Below are 20,621 nucleotides of genomic sequence, written 5' to 3'. Positions count from 1 at the left end.
TAAGCCACGCTTTACAACGTGGCAATTTACAACTAACTATGGCGTGGACTTATTATTAAAATTCATGCCAGAAATCACCCTCAAATTATTACCAGAAACCAGTATTTCAAGAGTTAACGATGCTCTACTCATCTGGTTAACCTGAATACGAAAATCAGCAGGAATAAATCTATACAACCTATGTGCGCCAGGCTTGAGGCCCAGTCTGAACACGCCATAGGCGGAACTGATGATTTCCATCGAGTGGTAGGCTGTCAGACCTAACTTCTTATTAAAGCCCATGAACTTAGCCGCCCCAACGTAGGCATCTTTCAAAAAACCAGGTGGGTTAGCATCACCATTTAATTTATAAAGACTTTCTGTTGCTGAACTCCCACCGCTAATGGCAACGTAGGAACCTGCGATCTTCCCTATCAGAGATGCCATTTTAATTGCACTCCTTGCTATAGAAACCCCGCCTGCTAGCTGCACCGTACCCACGACAAGATTCACAGCATCAATGGTATATCCCAGCTCTTTATTATACTTCTCCATACTGACAGTAAGAAAGATCTTTGCCTGCCCCATCGTCAGTCGATCGCCCTGAGTGCTGATGTTATTGCTCTCCTCCCTGATATTATTAATGGCGGCTTTGCATTGAGCATCACTTTTAGACTTATTGATTTCATGAAGATTAGCGTTAGCAAACGCTTTCACCTCGTCAAGAAACCGGGCGCGGATAAAGTGATCGCGTATATGTTTCCCGGCAACGATTTCTGCCACCCGGTATAAATCCGAGGCAGCAGACTGCCCCATGGCAGAGAAATACTTGTTATCGTTACTTCTTCTGTTTAGATAAATATCCATAAATTACTTCTTCTCCTTGAAGTACATTAACTATCTCATCAGGATTTTATTAACAAATTAATTATTCGATGTCACGCGGAAGAGGTACAGAATATCGAGATACACATGGAAACTGCACTTTTTTGATGGAAGGAGATTAACCTTAATGAAAAATAAATAGTTAATAGTCCATTTTTCATGATGCAGATGAATTTTCTTATCCCAGGACTGTCTTTCAACCGCCTTATCCTCTACTCTCACCGCAGCGCGACCTGATAAGAGAATGACAAGGATGATTGAATAAAAGGAGGGAACTATGACCGAATTAGAAAAGGATTTACTCGCCAACGGTTTTAGCGAAAAAGATTTAAAATAATTCAGAAGAGCCAGAGAACGGGCGAAACAAGATGAGCAGTTTGAGGGAGATAATGACTTAGATTATGACTTTACCTTGAGGCGGGAGATAAATATATTGGGGTCGTGTTTTGCATGGTTTTCATCTGCAATATTATGCATATTAATCCTTTTAAATACATCAGGGATTTCAGAAGGATACACTTTATGGCGAATAATACAGGAAAACCTATTAACGATCATTTTTACTGCTTTAATCTTAAACCTTGTAATTCCACTATCACTGGGCTTCAAATCCTGGCGTTATAAAAGAATAAAGAAAAAGAAAAAATAACCTCAAAAATGCCACGCGCCAATGGCGTGGCATTCCTGTCATATGAGGTCGGGTTTATCTCAAGCTGGCCCCATCCCCGCATCAAAAGTCATTGCCCTGCCGTGCTCATCCATGCGCGCTTTATCGCGACGAAAAGCCATTGATGAACGCAATCCGCCGAACAGGGCACCGCGCTGATAAATCTCGCCTGCACGTTCCAGCAAATATTCATCCTGCGGGCTGATGGCCAGACCGCGATCCACCCAGACTTTTGCCAGATAACGGTTTGCAACGCAGCCAGAACCGGTAAAGAAGGCGTGAGCATAATAGGCGGCGGCGTACTCCTGATTGGCAGGGCGTTCATCGTTCCACAGTGCAGCCAGCACCTCTTCCACCGCAAAGCGACGATCCGCATCGCTGGCGTACTGATTAAACAGGATCAATCCCGACAGCTCACGCGTGGCGCGCTGCCAGACTTCCAGCCCGACATTAGCGGCATTCATCACCCCGATAAACAGATCGCGTGCACGCTGATACTGCTGTGCGTTAACAATCTCGTTTTCACGGGAAATGACGTACCCCAGGTTGTACTGGCAAATCACGTTACCGGCCTCTGCTGCCCGTTCCATCCACGCCAGAGCCTGCTCGCGATTTTCCCAGGCTGTGGCATCGCGGCCATAGCGGCGCGACATCCGGCCCGAATAGAGGTCGTATAATCCGGCCATTGCAGAGGCATCACCGGCGTCAGCCGCGGCCTGCGTCAGGAAAATCCCCGCCTCTTCGGATACAGACTCAAACAGGTTGGCACCTGCCTGGCCGATATCAAGATCGGACTCCAGCGCCAGGCCCAGCGGGATCAGTCGCTCATGGTCAAACTGCCCCTGACGGATGCCATAAAAGCCGTATTTGCTGGCCAGCCCCGCCACCAGCACCTCGTACTGGCAGTCGCCCCACTGCTGACTGCGCTCCAGCCACATTGGGCGCAGGCCAAAGCTGTCCTCAATACCCGCAAAATCCAGGCAGGAGAGTAAAGAGCTGAACGCATCATGAAGCCCAGGATCGGCAACCGGATGATCAACCTGCCATGCCTTGACCAGCGCATCGTAGGCCTGCTGCATCTCTGGCTTGTTCCAGTGCACCTCACCGTCCTCTTCCGTGCGCGCGTAGTGACAAAGGAAGTTGGCAAAACTGCGCAGCACAGAGGCATGCTGGCGCGGAGTCAGGTTGAGTGCTAACAGGGCATCATATTGCCGCAGACAAAAAGCAATGTTCTCCCGATCATCCTCCTCCGGCATTAACGCCACATAGCCGAGATAATCCCAGGCCTGTGTCATGCGTAAACCGTTACGTTCACTTTCGGTCAATCCACGACACCAGTCACTGTCGATAAACGCCGACATCTCCTGATGGCTCCCGCCCCAACGCGGATAGAGGAAATGCACCCAGGAACTGAGGATGGTGTACAGATTCGGGCGCGCGTCCAGCGTCAAGCGCAGCCAGTAAAGCTTACTGTTCTGCTGCTCCTCTTCACTGCGCGGCGATAAACATGCCGGCAGGGCCTGAGGGATAACGGCCGGCTCACTGCCCCCTTCCTCGCGCAACCACTGCATGCCAGCGGCCCAGACCTCCGGGTCGACCTCAGACTGGCGCTGCGTATAGCTGTCGGGCTGTTCACCCAGCGCCAGTGCGAATAACCACTGCGGCTCACCCAGATAACAGCTCAGACGGAAAATACGGAACAGCGCATACGCGGGTTTCGGATGCAAAGGTAGCGCGCGTAGATAGGCGGCAATGCCTGAATCACGCGCCAGTTCCGCCCCCATCCAGCGGTCGTCTGTCACGTAATCACCACCATTTTGAGTACGGATACGGCCCGCGGCACGCTCCCAGTAGCACCCCAGTAGCAGATGAGCATGGTAGGAATCAGGATGAAGGGCGACCCACGCCTCCAGCGCGGCCAGGGTCTCAGCCACCGGCTGGAGCGGGTCGAACAGCATGTCGATGCTCCACTCATAGTCGTACGCTTCACTGACACCGTTCAGCCAGGGCTGGGATTGCTGTTCAAGTAACGCATCGAGTACCGCAAACTGCTGGCTGACAAACAACGCACGCAGGTGGGCACGGCGTGCGAGAATCGACGCCAGAGGTTCAAAATCGGAGATCATTTTATCTGTTCTTCCTGAGTGTTCGCTCATCGCCCTTCCTTTAAGTCAAATTCAGCGAAAAGTCCCTGAGCTATTGAAAAGTTTCATAAAAGACAATTTTTTTGAGTCTTCGTTATATCAGCAATATTGGGCAAAATCAGGATAAAAATGATCCCGATATGAGAAATTTACATTAACGAATCTGACGACTTTTCCTGCTGGTCAATGCGCATCACTTTAGGTAATCTTGATCCACAAAACTAGTACAAGAGATTAACAATGACCTTTACCTGTATTGACGATGTGAGAAAGAGCATCGACCAGATCGACATCCGCCTGGTCGCGCTGATTGCCCAACGGGGAGAATGTGTAAAAGCCGCTGCAGCATTTAAGAAAGACAGCGATGCGGTGCGTGCGCCGGACCGTGTGCAGAAGGTGATTGATAAAGTGCGTCAGCAGGCCGCAGCACACCATCTGCCGGAAGAGATTATCGAGAAAGTGTACCGCGCAATGATTGGCGCATTTATTGATTATGAACTGGAACAGCATCGGCAGCTGAGCGAAAGCAGGACGCCGCCGTCTTCCAGATAACAGGGAGTGGTAGGGTGGTATGCTGTTAATATTGTCCTGTTTATCAGTTGTATTCATCACTAAGGAGTAAGAGATGATCACCTTCCGCTTAATGACAGAAGACGAGTTCCCTGCTTATCTTGAATATTTTATTCCAGATTATGCCAACGAGATAGGGGCAAATTATGGACTATCCCCAAGTGCTTCTCTTGTGAGAGCAAAGCAGGAAATAACGGAAGCGCTTGCGGAAGGCGTTAATACCTGTGGGCAGGTTTTAATGTCCCTGGTTGCGCGATTAGATAAGACTGAAATGCATGTAGGCTATCTCTGGTATAAACCAGATACGATTATGCGTACAGTTTTTATCTACGATTTTCATATCTTCAGCTCTTTCCAGGGCACAGGGCTGGGTAAACAAACTCTTCGCGCCTTTGAAGATAATCTTCGGGAGAAGGGTTTTAAAGAGATTAGACTGCGCGTTGCAGGAGATAATGCTCGTGCTCGCCATATCTATGAGACCAGCGGTTTTGGCGTCACGGGTATCAACATGAGCAAAGTTATCGCAGGCCAGAATAACTGATGATATTCATTTGAGACGAGCGTCGGTCTCGCATGCAACCCGCTACGAGACGTTTCCAGGCCCCTGAAAAAACAGGCAGCCTCAGTGAGACCCCAGTCACATATTTCCACCCTTAAGTTTACCGGCGAAACCGCTTTACGTCGGTAAGCTACCGCTTAATCCCCCATATCGCCACTCAACGAATTATCCCCCTGCTTTCTGTATAAATTCGCCACCATATCGCTGGTATAAAACTCTTTCGATTGCACACCATCTAACTTCGTATAAATCCAGGTCTCCCTATGAATAAAAACAAGCTATTCAAGCACATACCATGGATGATTCTCGGGATCATCGGTGCGTGTTGTCTGGCCGTGGTCGCACTCAGACGCGGCGAACATATCAGTGCGCTGTGGATCGTTGTGGCATCCGTGTCGGTCTATCTGGTGGCATATCGTTATTACAGCCTCTACATCGCCCAGAAGGTGATGAGACTCGACCCGACCCGCGCGACGCCTGCGGTGATCAATAACGATGGCCTGAACTATGTGCCAACCAACCGTAACGTCTTGTTTGGGCACCACTTCGCGGCGATTGCCGGGGCGGGGCCGCTGGTCGGTCCGGTGCTGGCGGCGCAGATGGGCTACCTGCCCGGCGTGCTGTGGCTGCTGGCGGGCGTGGTGCTGGCCGGGGCGGTACAGGACTTTATGGTGCTGTTTATCTCCCAGCGCCGTAACGGTGCTTCACTCGGTGAGATGATCAAAAATGAGATGGGCCCGGTTCCCGGTACCATTGCGCTGTTCGGCTGCTTCCTGATCATGATTATCATCCTTGCGGTGCTGGCCCTGATCGTAGTGAAAGCGCTGGCTGAAAGTCCGTGGGGCGTGTTTACCGTCTGCTCGACGGTGCCGATTGCGCTGTTTATGGGCATCTATATGCGCTTTATCCGGCCGGGGCGGGTCGGGGAAATCTCCGTTATTGGCGTGATCCTGCTGATAGCGTCGATCTACTTTGGTGGCGTGATTGCCCACGATCCGTACTGGGGCCCGGCACTGACCTTTAAAGACACCACCATCACCTTCACGCTGATTGGCTATGCCTTTATTTCTGCATTGCTGCCCGTGTGGCTGATTCTGGCCCCGCGTGACTATCTGGCCACCTTCCTGAAAATTGGGGTGATTGTTGGCCTGGCCATCGGGATTGTCATTCTGAATCCTGAACTGAAAATGCCGGCGCTGACACAGTACATTGATGGTACTGGCCCGCTGTGGAAAGGCGCGTTGTTCCCGTTCCTGTTTATTACGATCGCCTGCGGTGCCGTTTCCGGCTTCCATGCGCTGATCGCTTCCGGCACCACGCCGAAACTGCTGGCCTGTGAAACCGATGCGCGCTTTATCGGTTACGGCGCCATGCTGATGGAGTCGTTTGTTGCGGTGATGGCGCTGGTCGCGGCCTCGATTATCGAACCGGGTCTCTACTTCGCGATGAACACTCCCCCCGCAGGCCTCGGCATCGTCATGCCAAACCTGCATGAGCTCGGCGGTGCCAACGCGCCAATGATTATGGCGCAGCTGCAGGATGTGACCGCTCAGGCGGCAGCCACCGTCAGCTCCTGGGGCTTTGTGATTTCTCCTGAGCAAATCCTGCAAACCGCGAAAGATATTGGTGAGCCGTCGGTGCTGAACCGTGCGGGTGGTGCGCCAACGCTGGCCGTCGGGATTGCCCATGTGTTTGACAAAATTATGCCAATTGCCGATATGGGCTTCTGGTATCACTTTGGCATTCTGTTTGAAGCGCTGTTTATCCTGACCGCGCTGGATGCCGGTACCCGTTCCGGCCGCTTTATGTTGCAGGATTTGTTGGGTAACTTTGTGCCTTTCCTGAAGAAAACCGATTCACTGCTGGCGGGTGTTGTCGGCACCGCAGGCTGTGTCGGGCTGTGGGGCTACCTGCTGTATCAGGGCGTGGTTGACCCACTGGGCGGCGTGAAAAGCCTGTGGCCGCTGTTTGGTATTTCCAACCAGATGCTGGCCGCGGTGGCGCTGGTACTGGCGAGCGTGGTGCTGATTAAGATGAAGCGTACGCAATACATCTGGGTGACGATGCTACCTGCTGTATGGCTGCTGATTTGTACCACCTGGGCGCTGGCGCTCAAGCTGTTCAGCACCAATCCGCAGATGGAAGGTTTCTTCTATATGGCCAGCGAGTACAAAGCCAAAGTGGCCGCCGGAGGCGCTGAGCTGACGGCTCAACAGGTGAGCAATATGAATCATATTGTGATCAACAACTACACTAACGCGGGTCTGAGTATTCTGTTCCTCATAGTGGTGTACAGTATTATCTTCTACGGCATTAAAGCCTGGCTGAACGCACGCCAGTCCAGTGAACCAACCGATACGGAAACCGCTTACGTTCCGGTGCCGAAAGAAGGGGTTAAGGTGTCATCCGGCCATTAATCCTGTTAAAAGACGGGCGAGGCATGCCTCGCCCCTACTCCGATCTGTACAACAGGGAATACATCATGTTCGATAACTTAGGCGCGGCGAAGAAATACCTCGGCCAGGCGGCGCGTATGCTGGTCGGCATTCCTGATTACGATACCTACGTTGAACACATGCAGACCAATCACCCGGATAAACCGGTGATGACCTATAAAGAGTTCTTCCGAGAGCGCCAGCAGGCGCGCTATGGCGGAGATGGAAAAGGCGGCATGCGCTGCTGCTGATGCAAGACGACTATCAAGGTAGATAACCTATGACCCCCATTGCTGTCACGGTACTGACCGGTTTTCTCGGCGCGGGAAAAACCACGCTGTTACGTCATATTCTGCATGAACAGCAGGACTACAAAATTGCGGTGATTGAGAATGAGTTTGGTGCCGTCGCCGTCGATAATCAGCTACTTGGCGATCGCGCCACGCAAATCACTACCCTTACTAACGGCTGTATTTGCTGTACCCGTTCCGGGGAGCTGGAAACCGCCTTGCTCGACCTGCTGGACAGCCGGGATAACGGCGACATCACCTTCGATCGCTTAATCATCGAATGCACCGGCATGGCCGATCCTGGCCCGATTATTCAGACCTTTTTCTCCCATGAGATCCTGTGCGAGCGCTATCTGCTGGACGGCGTGATCGCGCTGGTTGATGCCGTACATGCCGGGCAGCAGATGGATCAGTTTACTCTGGCGCAGTCGCAAATAGGCTACGCCGACCGCATTCTGCTGACCAAGACGGATATCAGTGGCACGCCGCCGGAGCTGATGGAGCGTTTGCAACGCATCAATGCGCGTGCACCGATTTACCCGGTGATCCATGGCGATATTGACCTGGCGCTGTTGTTTGATACCCGGGGATTTATGCTGGAAGAGGCGATCGTCACGCCAAAACCGCGTTTTCAATTTATCCCACAGCAGCAGAATGCCATCTCCTCCATAGTGCTGGAGCTGGACTACCCGCTGGCACTGGAGGCGGTGTCGAAAGTGATGGAGGATCTGCTGGCCGGTTTTGCCGATAAGCTGCTGCGCTACAAAGGGATGTTGTGGATTGCCGATCAGCCGTGCCGCCTGCTGTTCCAGGGCGTACAGCGACTGTACAGTGCTGACTGGGATCGCGAGTGGCAGGCTGATGAACAGCCTGCCAGCACGCTGGTATTTATCGGCATTGAGCTACCGGAAGAGGAAATCCGTGCGGCCTTTGCCGGCTTAAAACCGTAGCTTACAAGCCCACGGCCTCCTTCAGGCTTTTCAGATAGCGGCGGCTCACCGGCACGGTGTGACCGCTGCTCAGTAACAGCTCTCCCTGGCCATTATCCTCAAGGCGGATCTCTTTCAGATGCGCCATGTTCACCAGAAACTGACGGTGGCATCGCAGCAGCGGTGTGCGATTTTCCAGCGTGCGTAACTTCAGCTCGGTAAAGCCCTCTTTCCCTTCCTGGCTGGTGACATACACCCCGCTCAGGCGGCTACTGACAAATACCACGTCCTGCATCTGTAACAGATAGATACGGCTCTGACCGCTGCAGGGAATAAACTTCAGATCCTGCTGATTATCCGGCAGCACGGAGACATCCTGCCCGTGGCGATCCTGACGCAGGCGCATCAGCGTTTTCTCCAGTCGCGGAACCTCCACCGGTTTCAACAGGTAGTCAAAAGCATGTTCTTCAAATGCCTGCACCGCAAACTCATCATAGGCGGTGAGGAAGACAATCCAGGGACGGTCCTCCGGGTCAAGCATACTGACCATTTCCAGGCCGCTGATGCGCGGCATCTGGATATCGAGGAACAGTACGTCAGGGCGCAGTTTATGCACCATGCCGATCGCCTCAACAGCATTTCCACACTCGCCGACAATCTCGATATCCGGCTCTTTCTGTAACATGACGCGCAGGTTCTCGCGCGCCAGGGGTTCATCATCGACAATCAATACGCTGATCATAGGGGCTCCTCCAGCGGTAACCGCAGTGTAATGCGGGTGAGACAATCCGGTTCACAGGTGACGGTGATACCGTAAGCGTCGCCATATCGCACGCGCAAACGTTTATCCACCAGGCTCATCCCCAGCCCACCACCGCTCTCTTTGGGCTGATAAAGCCCGGCGTTATCTTCAATATCCAGCACCAGATGCTGCCCGTCACGGCTGGCCTTCAGGGTAATTTCACCGATGCCAGGCAGCTGTGAGGTGCCGTGTTTTATTGCATTTTCCACAATCGGTTGCAGGGTAAAGGCAGGAAGCTGGTAGTAAGCCAGCTCCTGCGGCACCCACAACCGGATGCTCAGTCGCGACTGAAAACGCGCCTGCTCAATTTGCAGGTAGGCGTTCACATGTTCGATTTCATTCGCAAGCGTGACAACCTCCGACGGACGCTTCAGGTTTTTCCTGAAGAACGTGGAGAGATACTGCACCAGTTGCCCGGCTTTTTCGCTGTCATGGCGGATCACCGCCATCAGCGTATTCAACGCATTAAACAGAAAATGGGGGTTTACCTGAGCGTGCAGTAGTTTGATTTCGGACTGGGCCAGCAGCGCTTCCTGACGTTCATACTGCCCGGCGAGGATCTGCGCAGACAGCAACTGCGCGATGCCTTCGCCCAGCGTACGGTTGATGGAGCTGAACAGGCGGTTGCGCGGTTCATACAGCTTTATCGTGCCGATCACCTTCTGGTTTTCGCCTCTGAGCGGGATCACCAGCGTCGAGCCAAGTTTGCAATTGGGGTGCAGCGAACAGCGGTAAGGCACTTCGTTACCGTCGGCATAGACCACTTCTCCGCTGTCGATAGCACGCCAGGTATAGGAGGAGGAGATCGGCTTGCCCGGCAGATGGTGATCGTCACCGGTGCCGGTAAAGGCCAGCAGGCGTTCACGGTCAGTGATGGCCACGGCGCCGATATCCAGCTCTTTGTAGAGCACCTGCGCCACCTTCATGCTGTTCTCTTCATTAAACCCCTGGCGCAATATCCCCTCGGTCGAGGCAGCCACCTTCAGCGCCGTGGCCGAAAACGCCGTGGTGTACTTCTCAAACATCGCCCGCTTATCCAGCAGGATGCGCATAAACATCGCTGCCCCCACGGTATTGGTCACCATCATGGGTGCCGCAATGCTCTGCACCAGATGCAAAGCATCCTGGAAGGGTCGGGCAATCAGCAGGATAATCGCCATCTGCACCAGTTCAGCGACAAACGTAATGACGCCCGCCGTCAGCGGGCTGAAGACTTTGTTACTGCGTCCGCGTTTGATCAAAAAACTGTGCATCAGGCCGCCCAGCAGCCCCTCGGCGATCGTGGAGATCATGCAACTGAGCGCCGTCATGCCGCCCAGAGAATAGCGATGCAATCCGCCCGTCAGCCCCACCAGACCGCCGACCACCGGGCCGCCTAGCAGGCCGCCCATCACGGCACCAATGGCGCGCGTGTTAGCAATCGAGTCTTCAATATGCAGACCGAAATAGGTGCCCATAATGCAGAAAATGGAGAAGGTGATATAGCACAGCAGCTTATGGGGCAGACGCACCGTAACCTGCATAAGAGGGATGAACAGACGGGTTTTACTCATCAGCCATGCGATGACCAGAAACACACACATCTGCTGTAGTAACAATAAAATCAACGTAAATTCGTACATGCCCTGTAATCCACATTCTCCTGTGGGAGCAGCGTACACCGGACGGAGCGATCTTTCCCTCCATCATTCCTTGAAATGCGAGCTGGTACTGAATTTTTTTAAAATTACCTCAGACAGCGGCACGAAAGGATCACCGTGCCCTTGCCTGAGGATTTATCACACCGCCGTGCTGAGCGGCTGGATCACCGGATTGCCTGCGCGATCGCGCAAGATCTCAACCTCAACGCCGTACGTGGCGGCAATCAGTTCGGCGGTCACCACATCACGCGGATTCCCGGCAGCCTGAATTTTCCCCTGCGCGACCACCAGCAGGTTATCCGCATACTGGCAGGCCAGGTTAAGATCGTGCAGCACAATCACCGTCACCCAACCCCGTGCCCGGGTTTCACGCCGGACCAGGTCGAGCAGCGCCAGCTGATGCTTGAGATCCAGTGCGCTGACCGGCTCATCCAGCAACATCGCCAGAGGCTCACGCATCATGACCTGAGCAAACAGCACCATCTGGCGCTGACCGCCGCTTAACGAAGCGATGTCGCGCCCGGCAAGATGGGCAATTCCGGCCTGCGCCAGGCGCTGCATGGCAGCTTCCAGCGTTTCATCATCAATATGCAGCGAGAGTTTGCCCAGCCGCCCAAGTACCACCACTTCCAGCACCGTCAGGCCAATATCGGCGCTGCTGTCCTGCGGTAAATACGCGAAGATCTCACGCCAGGCATGCAGCACCCGGCCAGGCTGTTTTCCTGCCGCCAGATGATGTCCACCACAGCCGATCTGCCCGGATGCCAGCGCCAGCTCACCAAAAATGGCACTCAACAGCGTCGTTTTTCCGGTGCCGTTCGGGCCGATAATCACATGGATTTTACCGGCTTCCAGCCCGGCGCTCACTGCATCAATAATCGGCCGTCCCTGGCGATGAACAGAGACATTATCAAGCTGGATCACAAGGCGCTCCTCCGGGGAGAAAAAATCAGCCATAGCAGGAAAGGCACGCCGACAATGGCGGTGACGATCCCGACCGGGAACAGCGCACCGGGCACGATGGATTTAGACAGCACCGACGCCGCTGACAGCATCAGTGCGCCACTGAGCACCGACATCGGCAGGGAAAATCGCTGATCTTCCCCCACCATCATGCGTGCAATGTGCGGTGCCACCAGCCCGATAAACCCGATAACACCGACAAAACTGGTGGCTGTGGCGGTCATGACCGCGACAATCACCAGCACTTTCATCCGCAGTTGCCGCACGTTAACCCCCAGGCTGAGCGCACGCATTTCCCCCATACGCAGCGCAGCCAGCTTCCACGAGTCCGCCATCAACAGCAGGCAGCACACCAGCGTGACTGCCGCCGTCAGCGTCAGCGTGGGCCAGGTCGCTTTCGTCAGGCTGCCAAACAGCCAGAATAAAATCTGCTGCGACAACTCCGGGGAGGAGAGGAACTGGATCAGCGACAGCATCGACTGGAACAGAAACAGCAGCGCGATGCCGCCCAAAATGATGGTTTCGGTACGCACCCGACGCATTGAGGCCAGCATAAACAGGAACAGTGCCGCCAGCATGGAGAAGATAAAAGCGCCAATCGGCACAGCAATCATGGGATTCAACCCAAAGCCGCCAAAGGCCAGGCTTAACGCCGCGCCAAAGCCTGCCGCCGCCGCCATCCCCAGGGTATAAGGGCTGGCCATCGGGTTATTCAGCAGGGTTTGCATCTGTGCCCCGCCCGCCCCCAGCGCGGCACCCACCACCAGCGCCATCAGCGCCATCGGCAGGCGAAACTCACGCACAATAGCATCAGTCATGGCCGCACGTTCACCGATGCCGGTCAGTGAACGAATCACTTCAGAGGGCGCCAGCATCGACGGGCCGGTAGCAATATCCAGCACCAGACAGAGAGCGGTCAGCAGCAGGAAGAGGAATACGTAGCGCCAGCGTTTGCCTTCACGCGCGCGATGCGCAGCAATGGCTGCACGGTTGTCGGTGGGAGTGTTCATTCAGCGGTCCTGTGTCACAACAAGGGGCGGCCCAGAAGCGGCCGCCCTTGCGGGATATCTTCAACTTACTCTTTTACACTCACCACAAACGTCCCTTCCGGGGTAACCGGCAGGTATTTTTTGTAGAAGTTCAGATAGTTAGCCAGCGGGTCGATATCCTTAAACAGCTCAGGATAAAGCTGCTTCGCCATATACTGCACCATCGCGAAGTCAGACAGCGTGCGCGATGCGCCCTGATAAACGCCAAAGACTTTGCCATTTTTCACCGCCGGTAACTCGTTCCAGCCACGACGTTGTTCAAAGCCTTTCAGCTTCGTGCGCGCTTCAGCAAGATCCACGCCCTGGCCCATCGGCAGCGCATGCGGATTTTTGTTGTTCTCACGGCCGGAGATAAAGATCGCATCCGGTTTTGAAGCCAGCACCTGCTCAGGGTTCAACGGGCCCCACCACTCCACGAACGGCGTGGCGATATTATTGCCGCCAGCGGCGGTTGCCATTGAGCCCCACATATTTTTGCCGTAGGTAAAGGAGTACTCTTCCGGGCCTTTATTGCCGAACTCAACATACACTTTTGGCTGAGGTTTACCCGCCGCAGCAATACGATCCGCCACCTGCTTCAATGCACCGGCATACAGTGCCGCCATTTCACTGGCGCGCGCATCCTGCCCGGTCAGCGTGCCCAGCACGCGGGTGGAGGCCACATGGCGCTCAACGGTCTGCGCGTTGTAGTCGACGACCACAATCGGGATACCCTGTTTTTCAATGCGCTGAACATCCTGGCCCAGAGCCTGGAACTGCCAGTCGGCAAGAATGACCAGATCCGGGTTCAGACTCAGCACTTTTTCTACCGAGAAGCTCTGTGCTTCCACTTCACCCACATCCGGGATGTTTTTCAGCGATGGACGATGCGCGACGTGCATATTCCAGTTCGCTGGCACCCAGCCTTCCCAGGCTTCACGGGAAATCCCTACGACTGAGTCATAGGCTTTTTCGCCCCCCACGGACATGTAGTCTTCAAAGTAAAAGCCCAGCACGACGCGCTTAGCGGGCAGGTCAACTTTCACTTCACGGCCAATGACATCGGTCAGGGTCTGGACTTTTGCCGATACGGAGGTGGTCACCGCAAGTACAGCAAACGATAACGCGCAAGCCAGCGCGCGCGGGTTAAACAGAGAGGTATTCATGGATGCAGGTTCCTGGTAAGAAACTAAAGGCAAATAAAAATGATTATCAGTTAGATTTGACACGGTTTTTTACACAATTAAACGATTTCCTGCAACTCATTTAACCGCTACATTATTTCTCTACGGAACGGATAACCTCAGAAAGACCTCAATGATGAAATTTTCCATTAAACAGATCGCCGCCCAGGCAGGCGTCAGTAAAGCCACGGTGGACCGCGCCCTGCACAATCGCGGTGCCGTTCATGCCCAAACCGAACGAAGGATCTCGCAGGCAATCCGCGATCTGGAGCAGCAGCAGCGCATGAATCTGGCCAGCGGCAGAACCCTTACCATTGATGTCATCATGCATACTCCCGCCCGCTTCAGCCAGCTGGTCACCGATGCGCTGCTGGCCGAGCTGGGCAACTTTGCCCCCTTTCGTCTCACCCTGCGACTGCATCTTTTTGAGGAGATCAGCGCGCAGAAGATCCGCCAGCTGATGCTACGCTGCGCCAGCGACAGTTACGGCATCATCCTGAAAGCGGAAAGCAGCCGGGACCTGACGCAGGTGATTGAAGAGCTGCTTAAACAGCGCGTGCCGGTGGTCACACTGGTGACCGACCTGCCGGACAGTCAGCGTATTCGCTATGTGGGCATGGACAATTCGTCTGCGGGTAAAACCGCCGCCTGGTTGATGTCCCGCCTGCTGGGGCAGCATCAGCCGGACGTGGCGGTGGTCACGGGCAGTGCGCATTTTCTGGGTGAGGAAGAGCGCGCAGACGGGTTCTGTGCCGCGATGTCGACGATGGCACCGGGGCTGAAAGTACGCCGGATCAGTGAAGGGTATGGCATTGATTCCCCGACCTACAGCGCCCTGTCACAGCAGTTGGAACAGCATCCATCGCTGGGCGCTGTCTACTGCGCAGGCGGAGGCAACACCGCGATCCTGCGCGCCTTTGCTGATGCGGGGCGCGCGATTGAGGTGTTTATTGGCCATGATCTCGACAGTGAAAACCGTCAGCTACTCAGTGACGGTAAGCTGGATGCGATTATCCACCATGAATTACAGCAGGACGCCCGACGCATTTTTCACAGTATTCTGGCGTTTCACGGTTTTATTTCGCCTCCCGAAGAACAGATGCCATTTTCTAAAGTCAGCGTTATCACGCCTTACAACATGTAAGGCAGTGAAATCGACTGCAAATAACGTAAAAAACCAGCGTAAAGAATTGCAAATTAACCAGCATAACCCTCAATGATCGGGTAAAAGAGGAGCAACATTAACCACCGAGGACAATTTTCTTTCCGCATCGACGAGAAGCAACAACGCGGATAAGTTGTAAATATTATGGATAATATGTGCAAGGCCTGGCAAAACCGCTCTTCCCTTTTTTCTTCCGCTTATTCCCTTTCCGGTGAACAACACTGGCGTAACGCGCTTTAGTCCCCTTTCCTAAAACATATCCCCTGCTGTTTCAGGCAGCCTGACTTCTTTTCGGGCTGGCGTGTAGTTGTGTTTGTTGATGGAAAAAATCATGTTTTACTGGATGTTACTGGCACTGGCGATCGCTCTTGAGATCACCGGGACGCTGTTTATGAAGTGGTCGAGCGTCAGCGATAATCAGCTGGGATATTTCCTCATGCTGATCATGATTGCCCTCTCTTATATTGTCCTTTCCGTTTCGATTAAAAAAATTGCGCTCGGCGTTGCCTATGCCATGTGGGAAGGGATCGGTATTTTATTTATTACGCTGTTCAGCGTGCTGTTATTCGATGAGTCGATCTCGCCCGCCAAAATTCTCGGTCTGGCGACGCTGGTCGCGGGTATTGCCCTGATTAAATCAGGTACCACCAGCAGGAGGCAGCATGCAAGCGTTTGAATGGGTACACGCCGTCTGGCTGTGCGCAGCGACCCTGCTGGAAATCGCTGCCAATATCTTCCTTAAACTGTCGAATGGTTTTAAGCATAAAGTCTGGGGCGTGCTGTCACTGCTGGCCGTACTGGCGGCCTTTAGTGCGCTGTCGCAGGCAGTAAAAGGCATTGAGCTGTCTGTCGCTTACGCATTATGGGGTGGATTCGGGCTGGTCGCGACCATTGCAGCAGGCTGGGTAATGTTCGGGCAGCGCCTCAATTACAAAGGCTGGATTGGGGTGGCACTGCTACTGATGGGCATGGTGCTGATCAAGCTGGCCTGATCTCTATCTGCCATACCGCTCACAAATTCTGTTCTGCAAAACGCAATCTGGTTGCCTTTAACCGCGACAAAATATAGAAGTGATCCCAGGCGTGTCACTGGTATCCACCAGGCAAGACCTGAAGCTCTCTCTCACCGGAGGGCTTCAGGTCTTTTTTTTTGCGCAAAAGAGGGTCGTCAGATGAACCACATGGAAACGGCAAAGCAAATTATTACCCTGGTGGGTGGCATCAATAACATTGACCACATTGAGCACTGCTCAACCCGCCTGCGGCTGACGCTCAATGACAACGGGCTGGTCCAGCAGAGCGCGCTGGAAAAAGTGCCCGGCATCCTCGGCGTGCGCGTCAATGTGCAGTGCCAGGTGATCATTGGCAAAGAGGTGATCGGCATTTATGAGGCCGTGCGAGACATGGCCGCCGGGCGCGAGCCGGGCACGAAAACCGCGTCTGCACGCGTCAGCCCCGGAGCCTGGTTTATCGACTTTGTAATCAGCATTTTCCAGCCGCTGATCCCGGCGATTGCCGGTGGCGGGGTACTGAAATCCCTGCTGCTTTTGCTGGATCTGATGGGCTGGCTCAGCCGCAGCAGCTCCACCTGGAAAGTGCTGGATAACATCGGTTCCGCCCCGCTCTACTTCCTGCCGATCCTGGTGGCGATCACCACCGCCACCAAGCTGAAGGTGAATATTCTGGTGGCTGTCTCAGCGGTGTCGGTGATGGTGCTGCCCGCGATGGCCAAACAGCTGGCAGAGGGCGCGCAGTTTCTCTCCCTCGACCTGCAAAATGTCGCTTATGCCTCGCAGGTGTTTCCCGCCATTCTGTGCGTCCTGCTCTATGCGCAAACCGAGAAGCTGTTTAACCGCTACTCTCCCTCTGCCGTACGGGTGTTTCTCTCACCGATGCTGTCGCTGATGGTCACCGTGCCGGTAACGCTGCTGTTCCTCGGCCCGCTGGGCTATGAGTTGGGCGCAGGCATGGCCACAGTGATCTTCTGGCTGTTCAGCAAACTGGGGTTTGTGGCTACCGCGCTGCTGGCAGGCGTGCTGCCCTTTATGGTGGCATCCGGAATGCACAAACCGATGATCCCTTACGTCGTGGCCTCCATGTCACAGTTTGGCCGGGAGATGCTCTACCTGCCCGCTTCGCTGGCGCATAATATAGCGGAAGCCGCGACCTGCTTCGCCATCTACTTCAAAAGCCGGGACAAAATTAAAAAATCCACCGCGCTGTCGGCGGCCATTTCCGCCCTGTGCGGCATTACGGAACCGGCGCTGTATGGCATCACGCTACTGAACAAAAAGGCGCTGTATGCGGTGATCGTTGGCAGCGTGATCGGCGGTGGCTTTATTGGCTGGATGGCGGTAGAAGCCTTTGCGCTGGTGGGGCCGGGGCTGGCGAGTATCTCGATGTTTGTCTCCGCCGATAACCCATACAATATCCTCTATGCCCTGCTGGGTGCCGCGCTGGCGTTTGTCATCACCTTTGTTGCCACCCTGCTGTTCTGGCATGAAGAGCCGCAGCAGGCGGCCAGCCCCGTTCCCACGACCGTCAGTGACTTCGCGCTCAGCAGCCCGGCAGAGGGCACCGTTATCCCCTTAGCCCAGGTGAATGATGACGTGTTCTCCTCCGGCATGATGGGCGACGGCATTGCGGTGATCCCCACCCGCGGCGCGCTGTTTGCCCCGGCTGACGGCACCATCAGCAGCGTGTTCGAAAGTGGTCACGCGCTCAGCATGCTCACCGACAGCGGCGCAGAGCTTATTTTCCATATTGGCATCGACACCATCAAAATGGACGGTCGCGGCTTCTCTCCTAAGGTTAAAGAAAATCAGTCGGTTAAATCCGGCGATCTGTTAGTTGAGTTCGATCTTGAGGCGATTATCGCCGCCGGATTTGATCCGGTGGTTGTCATGGTGGTGACCAACAGTGAGCGTTTTCAGGTGTCAGCGAACACCTCCGCCACTGCGGTTGACCATCCCTGGAACGTGATGACTTTAAAGGAGTCGGTATGAAACAGAACACCCCGGTTTTCCCCCCAAACTTTCTGTGGGGCGCGGCCATTGCCGCTAACCAGGCCGAAGGCGCATGGAACGTGGCGGGTAAAGGCCCGTCGGTTGCCGATGCCATTGCGCACAAATCCAATCTCGACCTGACGGATTACAGCGGCCATATGGCGCTGACCGATGAGAACATCCAGGATGCACTGAACGGCACTAACGACGCCCGCTACCCGAAACGTCGCGGCATCGACTTCTATCACCGTTATAAAGAGGACCTCGCGCTGTTTGCGGAGATGGGCATTAAAGTGCTGCGCGTTTCCATTGCCTGGTCACGCATCTTCCCCGCGGGCGAAGAGGCCGAGCCGAATGAAGCGGGCCTGCAATTCTATGAAGATCTGTTCCGTGAAATGCGTAAGCACAATATCGAACCGCTGGTCACGCTGTCTCATTATGAGATGCCGCTGAAGCTGAGTGAAAAATACAACGGCTGGGTTGATCGCAAGGTGGTGGATGCCTTTGTGCACTACAGCAATGCCTGCTTTGATCGCTATAAAGATCTGGTGCGCTACTGGCTGACCTTTAACGAGATCGACAGTATTCATCGCCATCCGTTCACCACCGCCGGGATCCGCGAAGAGAAATGCGCACCCGGCCAGGCGGTGCAGGACATCTATCAGGGGCTGCATCACCAGTTTGTTGCCTCGGCGCTGGTGACGCGTGACTGTCATGCGAAAATCCCCGGCAGCCAGGTGGGTTGTATGCTGACCAAACTGACAACCTATTCCCGCACCTGCCATCCGCAGGATGTGGAAGCCACGCTGAAGAAGAACCTGGAAAATTACTTCTACACCGATGTTCAGGTCAAAGGCGAATACCCGCCGCTGATCCTGCGCGACCTGGAACGGCGCGGTATTCATCTGGAAATGCAGCCTGACGATCTGACGATCCTGCGCCAGCACACCGTCGACTTCCTGTCGTTCAGTTACTACATGTCGATCACCGAATCCACCCAGCCCGATGCCGAGCGCATTCCGGGCAATACCGTTCTGGGCGTCAAAAACCCCTACCTGCCGGCGTCAGAATGGGGATGGCAGATTGACCCGGTCGGCCTGAAAATTTCGTTGCTGGAGCTGTATGACCGCTACCAGAAACCGCTGTTTATTGTCGAGAATGGCCTGGGGGCAAAAGACGTGGTAGTCGAGGGACAGATACACGATGACTACCGCATTGACTACTTCAGATCACACTTTGAACAAATGCGGGCCGCGATTGATGAAGGTGTTGATCTGTTGGGCTTTACCAGTTGGGGAACCATTGACATTATTAGTGCCGGCACATCGCAGATGTCCAAACGTTACGGCTTTATCTACGTCGATCAGGATGATGAAGGACAGGGCAGCCTGGCGCGTCTGCGTAAAGATTCGTTTTACTGGTATCAACAGGTTATTGCCAGTAACGGCAGCGACCTGAGCTGACCGTCAAGGAACTCTCTCGATGAAAGTGAAGAAATCGCTGAATAACAGCATGCTGCTGGTCCAACGGGACCAGAGCGAGCTGATTCTGTTCGGCAAGGGGATCGGCTTTGGTGCCAAACCCGGTGCTGATGTGGATAGGGATGCCATCGAACAGGTGTTTATCCCACTGGAAGGGGTTAAAACTCAGCACTTTCTCTCACTCACCGATACGGTTCCGGCAGCGTATTTTGACCTGACCCACGACATCATTGCGCTGGCGCAAAAACAGTACGTTGAGAAACTGAACAACGTACTGTTTTTCACCCTGGCGGAGCATCTTTTCTATGCGGTTGAGCGCTGCAAAGCGGGCAATCCGCTGGCAAATAAGCTGAACTGGGAAGTGAAGCGTTATTACCCACGTGAATATCAGATCGGCGTGCAGGCGCGCGACCTCGCCAACGACCGTTTTCGGGTGGTGCTGGATGATGACGAAGCGGTACATATCGCCTTTCATCTGATTAATGCCTCCGGCGATCCGGACAGCGGGGATGCGCATCAGCAGGTTCAGTTAGTGAACCGTATTGCCGAAATCGTCAGATATAAATTGAATAGAAATATCGATATTAACAGCGTGAATTACAATCGCTTTATTACCCACCTGCGTTATTTCGCCGAGCGCGTGATGGCACAAAAAATCGCAACACAGCACAGTGATGACTTTTATCACGAGATGATGAAGTTCCACCCACAGGCAATGTCGATTGCCTGTACCGTACGCGACTATATTCAGGAAAAATATCAGTACCGCTTACCTAATGATGAATTAACCTGGATGGGTATTCATATCAGCCGTTTAGCGGATACGACATCATAAGCCATCAATTCGATGTGAAAAGGCCCTCTACCCTGTAAAATCCTCACGGATAACATCATC

General features: G+C 54.1%; 18 protein-coding genes. 11 read left to right on the top strand and 7 right to left on the bottom strand.

Annotated elements, in window-relative coordinates; translation table 11 throughout:
* Positions 1–36: 36 nt before the first annotated feature.
* Both LJN55_RS04000 and LJN55_RS03995 read right to left on the bottom strand, forming a co-directional pair.
* Positions 37–846 (bottom strand): DUF4225 domain-containing protein, encoded by an 810-nt coding sequence (locus LJN55_RS04000; protein ID WP_227535729.1) that lies wholly within the window; start codon positions 844–846, stop codon positions 37–39.
* Positions 847–1,572: 726 nt separating this feature from the next.
* A complete protein-coding gene (locus tag LJN55_RS03995; protein ID WP_227535728.1) occupies positions 1,573–3,687 on the bottom strand; it encodes a DUF4034 domain-containing protein in 2,115 nt (704 codons plus the stop codon).
* A gap of 228 nt (positions 3,688–3,915) precedes the next feature.
* Here LJN55_RS03995 and LJN55_RS03990 point away from each other — a divergent pair, with 228 nt between their 5' ends.
* The 5 genes from LJN55_RS03990 (at position 3,916) to yjiA (ending at position 8,479) form a co-directional block, all read left to right on the top strand.
* Positions 3,916–4,227, top strand: coding sequence for a chorismate mutase (locus LJN55_RS03990; protein ID WP_227535727.1), 312 nt, complete (start codon positions 3,916–3,918; stop codon positions 4,225–4,227).
* Positions 4,228–4,300: 73 nt separating this feature from the next.
* Positions 4,301–4,786, top strand: a complete 486-nt coding sequence (locus tag LJN55_RS03985) for a GNAT family N-acetyltransferase (protein ID WP_133843576.1) — start codon at positions 4,301–4,303, stop codon at positions 4,784–4,786.
* Positions 4,787–5,067: 281 nt separating this feature from the next.
* A complete protein-coding gene (locus tag LJN55_RS03980) occupies positions 5,068–7,221 on the top strand; it encodes a carbon starvation CstA family protein (protein ID WP_133843578.1) in 2,154 nt (717 codons plus the stop codon).
* Positions 7,222–7,286: 65 nt separating this feature from the next.
* Positions 7,287–7,490, top strand: coding sequence for a YbdD/YjiX family protein (locus LJN55_RS03975; protein ID WP_133843580.1), 204 nt, complete (start codon positions 7,287–7,289; stop codon positions 7,488–7,490).
* 29 nt (positions 7,491–7,519) lie between these two features.
* The gene (gene yjiA, locus LJN55_RS03970; protein ID WP_167864012.1) at positions 7,520–8,479 is read left to right on the top strand and encodes a GTPase; all 960 of its coding nucleotides are present in this window, start codon (positions 7,520–7,522) and stop codon (positions 8,477–8,479) included.
* A gap of 1 nt (position 8,480) precedes the next feature.
* Here yjiA and btsR read toward each other — a convergent pair whose 3' ends face one another.
* The 5 genes from btsR to LJN55_RS03945 all read right to left on the bottom strand — a co-directional run bounded on the left by btsR (position 8,481) and on the right by LJN55_RS03945 (position 14,057).
* A complete protein-coding gene (gene btsR, locus LJN55_RS03965) occupies positions 8,481–9,200 on the bottom strand; it encodes a two-component system response regulator BtsR (RefSeq protein ID WP_133843584.1) in 720 nt (239 codons plus the stop codon).
* Entirely contained in the window at positions 9,197–10,882 is a 1,686-nt protein-coding gene (locus tag LJN55_RS03960) for a sensor histidine kinase (protein ID WP_133843586.1), read from the bottom strand. The genes btsR and LJN55_RS03960 overlap by 4 nt, the downstream gene beginning before the upstream one ends.
* Positions 10,883–11,038: 156 nt before the next feature.
* Positions 11,039–11,824 carry an ABC transporter ATP-binding protein gene (locus LJN55_RS03955; protein ID WP_133843588.1) on the bottom strand — a complete coding sequence of 262 codons (786 nt, stop codon included), beginning with the start codon at positions 11,822–11,824 and terminating at the stop codon, positions 11,039–11,041.
* Positions 11,821–12,873 carry a FecCD family ABC transporter permease gene (locus LJN55_RS03950; RefSeq protein WP_133843590.1) on the bottom strand — a complete coding sequence of 351 codons (1,053 nt, stop codon included), beginning with the start codon at positions 12,871–12,873 and terminating at the stop codon, positions 11,821–11,823. The genes LJN55_RS03955 and LJN55_RS03950 overlap by 4 nt, the downstream gene beginning before the upstream one ends.
* A 65-nt stretch (positions 12,874–12,938) precedes the next feature.
* Positions 12,939–14,057, bottom strand: a complete 1,119-nt coding sequence (locus tag LJN55_RS03945; RefSeq protein WP_133843592.1) for an ABC transporter substrate-binding protein — start codon at positions 14,055–14,057, stop codon at positions 12,939–12,941.
* A gap of 151 nt (positions 14,058–14,208) precedes the next feature.
* Here LJN55_RS03945 and LJN55_RS03940 point away from each other — a divergent pair, with 151 nt between their 5' ends.
* From LJN55_RS03940 to LJN55_RS03915, 6 genes are all read left to right on the top strand, one after another.
* Complete coding sequence (locus LJN55_RS03940) at positions 14,209–15,219, top strand: LacI family DNA-binding transcriptional regulator (RefSeq protein ID WP_320443515.1); 1,011 nt, start codon at positions 14,209–14,211, stop codon at positions 15,217–15,219.
* Between the two features lie 352 nt (positions 15,220–15,571).
* The gene (mdtJ, locus tag LJN55_RS03935) at positions 15,572–15,916 is read left to right on the top strand and encodes a multidrug/spermidine efflux SMR transporter subunit MdtJ (RefSeq protein ID WP_227535726.1); all 345 of its coding nucleotides are present in this window, start codon (positions 15,572–15,574) and stop codon (positions 15,914–15,916) included.
* Positions 15,903–16,232, top strand: a complete 330-nt coding sequence (gene mdtI / locus LJN55_RS03930; RefSeq protein ID WP_133843596.1) for a multidrug/spermidine efflux SMR transporter subunit MdtI — start codon at positions 15,903–15,905, stop codon at positions 16,230–16,232. The genes mdtJ and mdtI overlap by 14 nt, the downstream gene beginning before the upstream one ends.
* Before the next feature lie 180 nt (positions 16,233–16,412).
* Positions 16,413–18,245: a beta-glucoside-specific PTS transporter subunit IIABC gene (locus tag LJN55_RS03925; RefSeq protein WP_159337402.1), complete on the top strand. Its 1,833-nt coding sequence runs from the start codon at positions 16,413–16,415 to the stop codon at positions 18,243–18,245.
* On the top strand, positions 18,242–19,708 hold the full coding sequence (locus tag LJN55_RS03920) for a glycoside hydrolase family 1 protein (RefSeq protein WP_227535725.1): 1,467 nt from the start codon (positions 18,242–18,244) through the stop codon (positions 19,706–19,708). The genes LJN55_RS03925 and LJN55_RS03920 overlap by 4 nt, the downstream gene beginning before the upstream one ends.
* Before the next feature lie 19 nt (positions 19,709–19,727).
* A complete protein-coding gene (locus LJN55_RS03915; RefSeq protein WP_133843603.1) occupies positions 19,728–20,561 on the top strand; it encodes a PRD domain-containing protein in 834 nt (277 codons plus the stop codon).
* The last annotated feature ends 60 nt before the right edge of the window (positions 20,562–20,621 follow it).

Origin of the sequence: Erwinia rhapontici (assembly GCF_020683125.1) — a bacterium.
In the GTDB taxonomy this organism is placed as follows: domain Bacteria; phylum Pseudomonadota; class Gammaproteobacteria; order Enterobacterales; family Enterobacteriaceae; genus Erwinia; species Erwinia rhapontici.
Note: the sequence above shows the minus strand (reverse complement) of the source record. Positions and strands in the feature narration are given on the sequence as shown.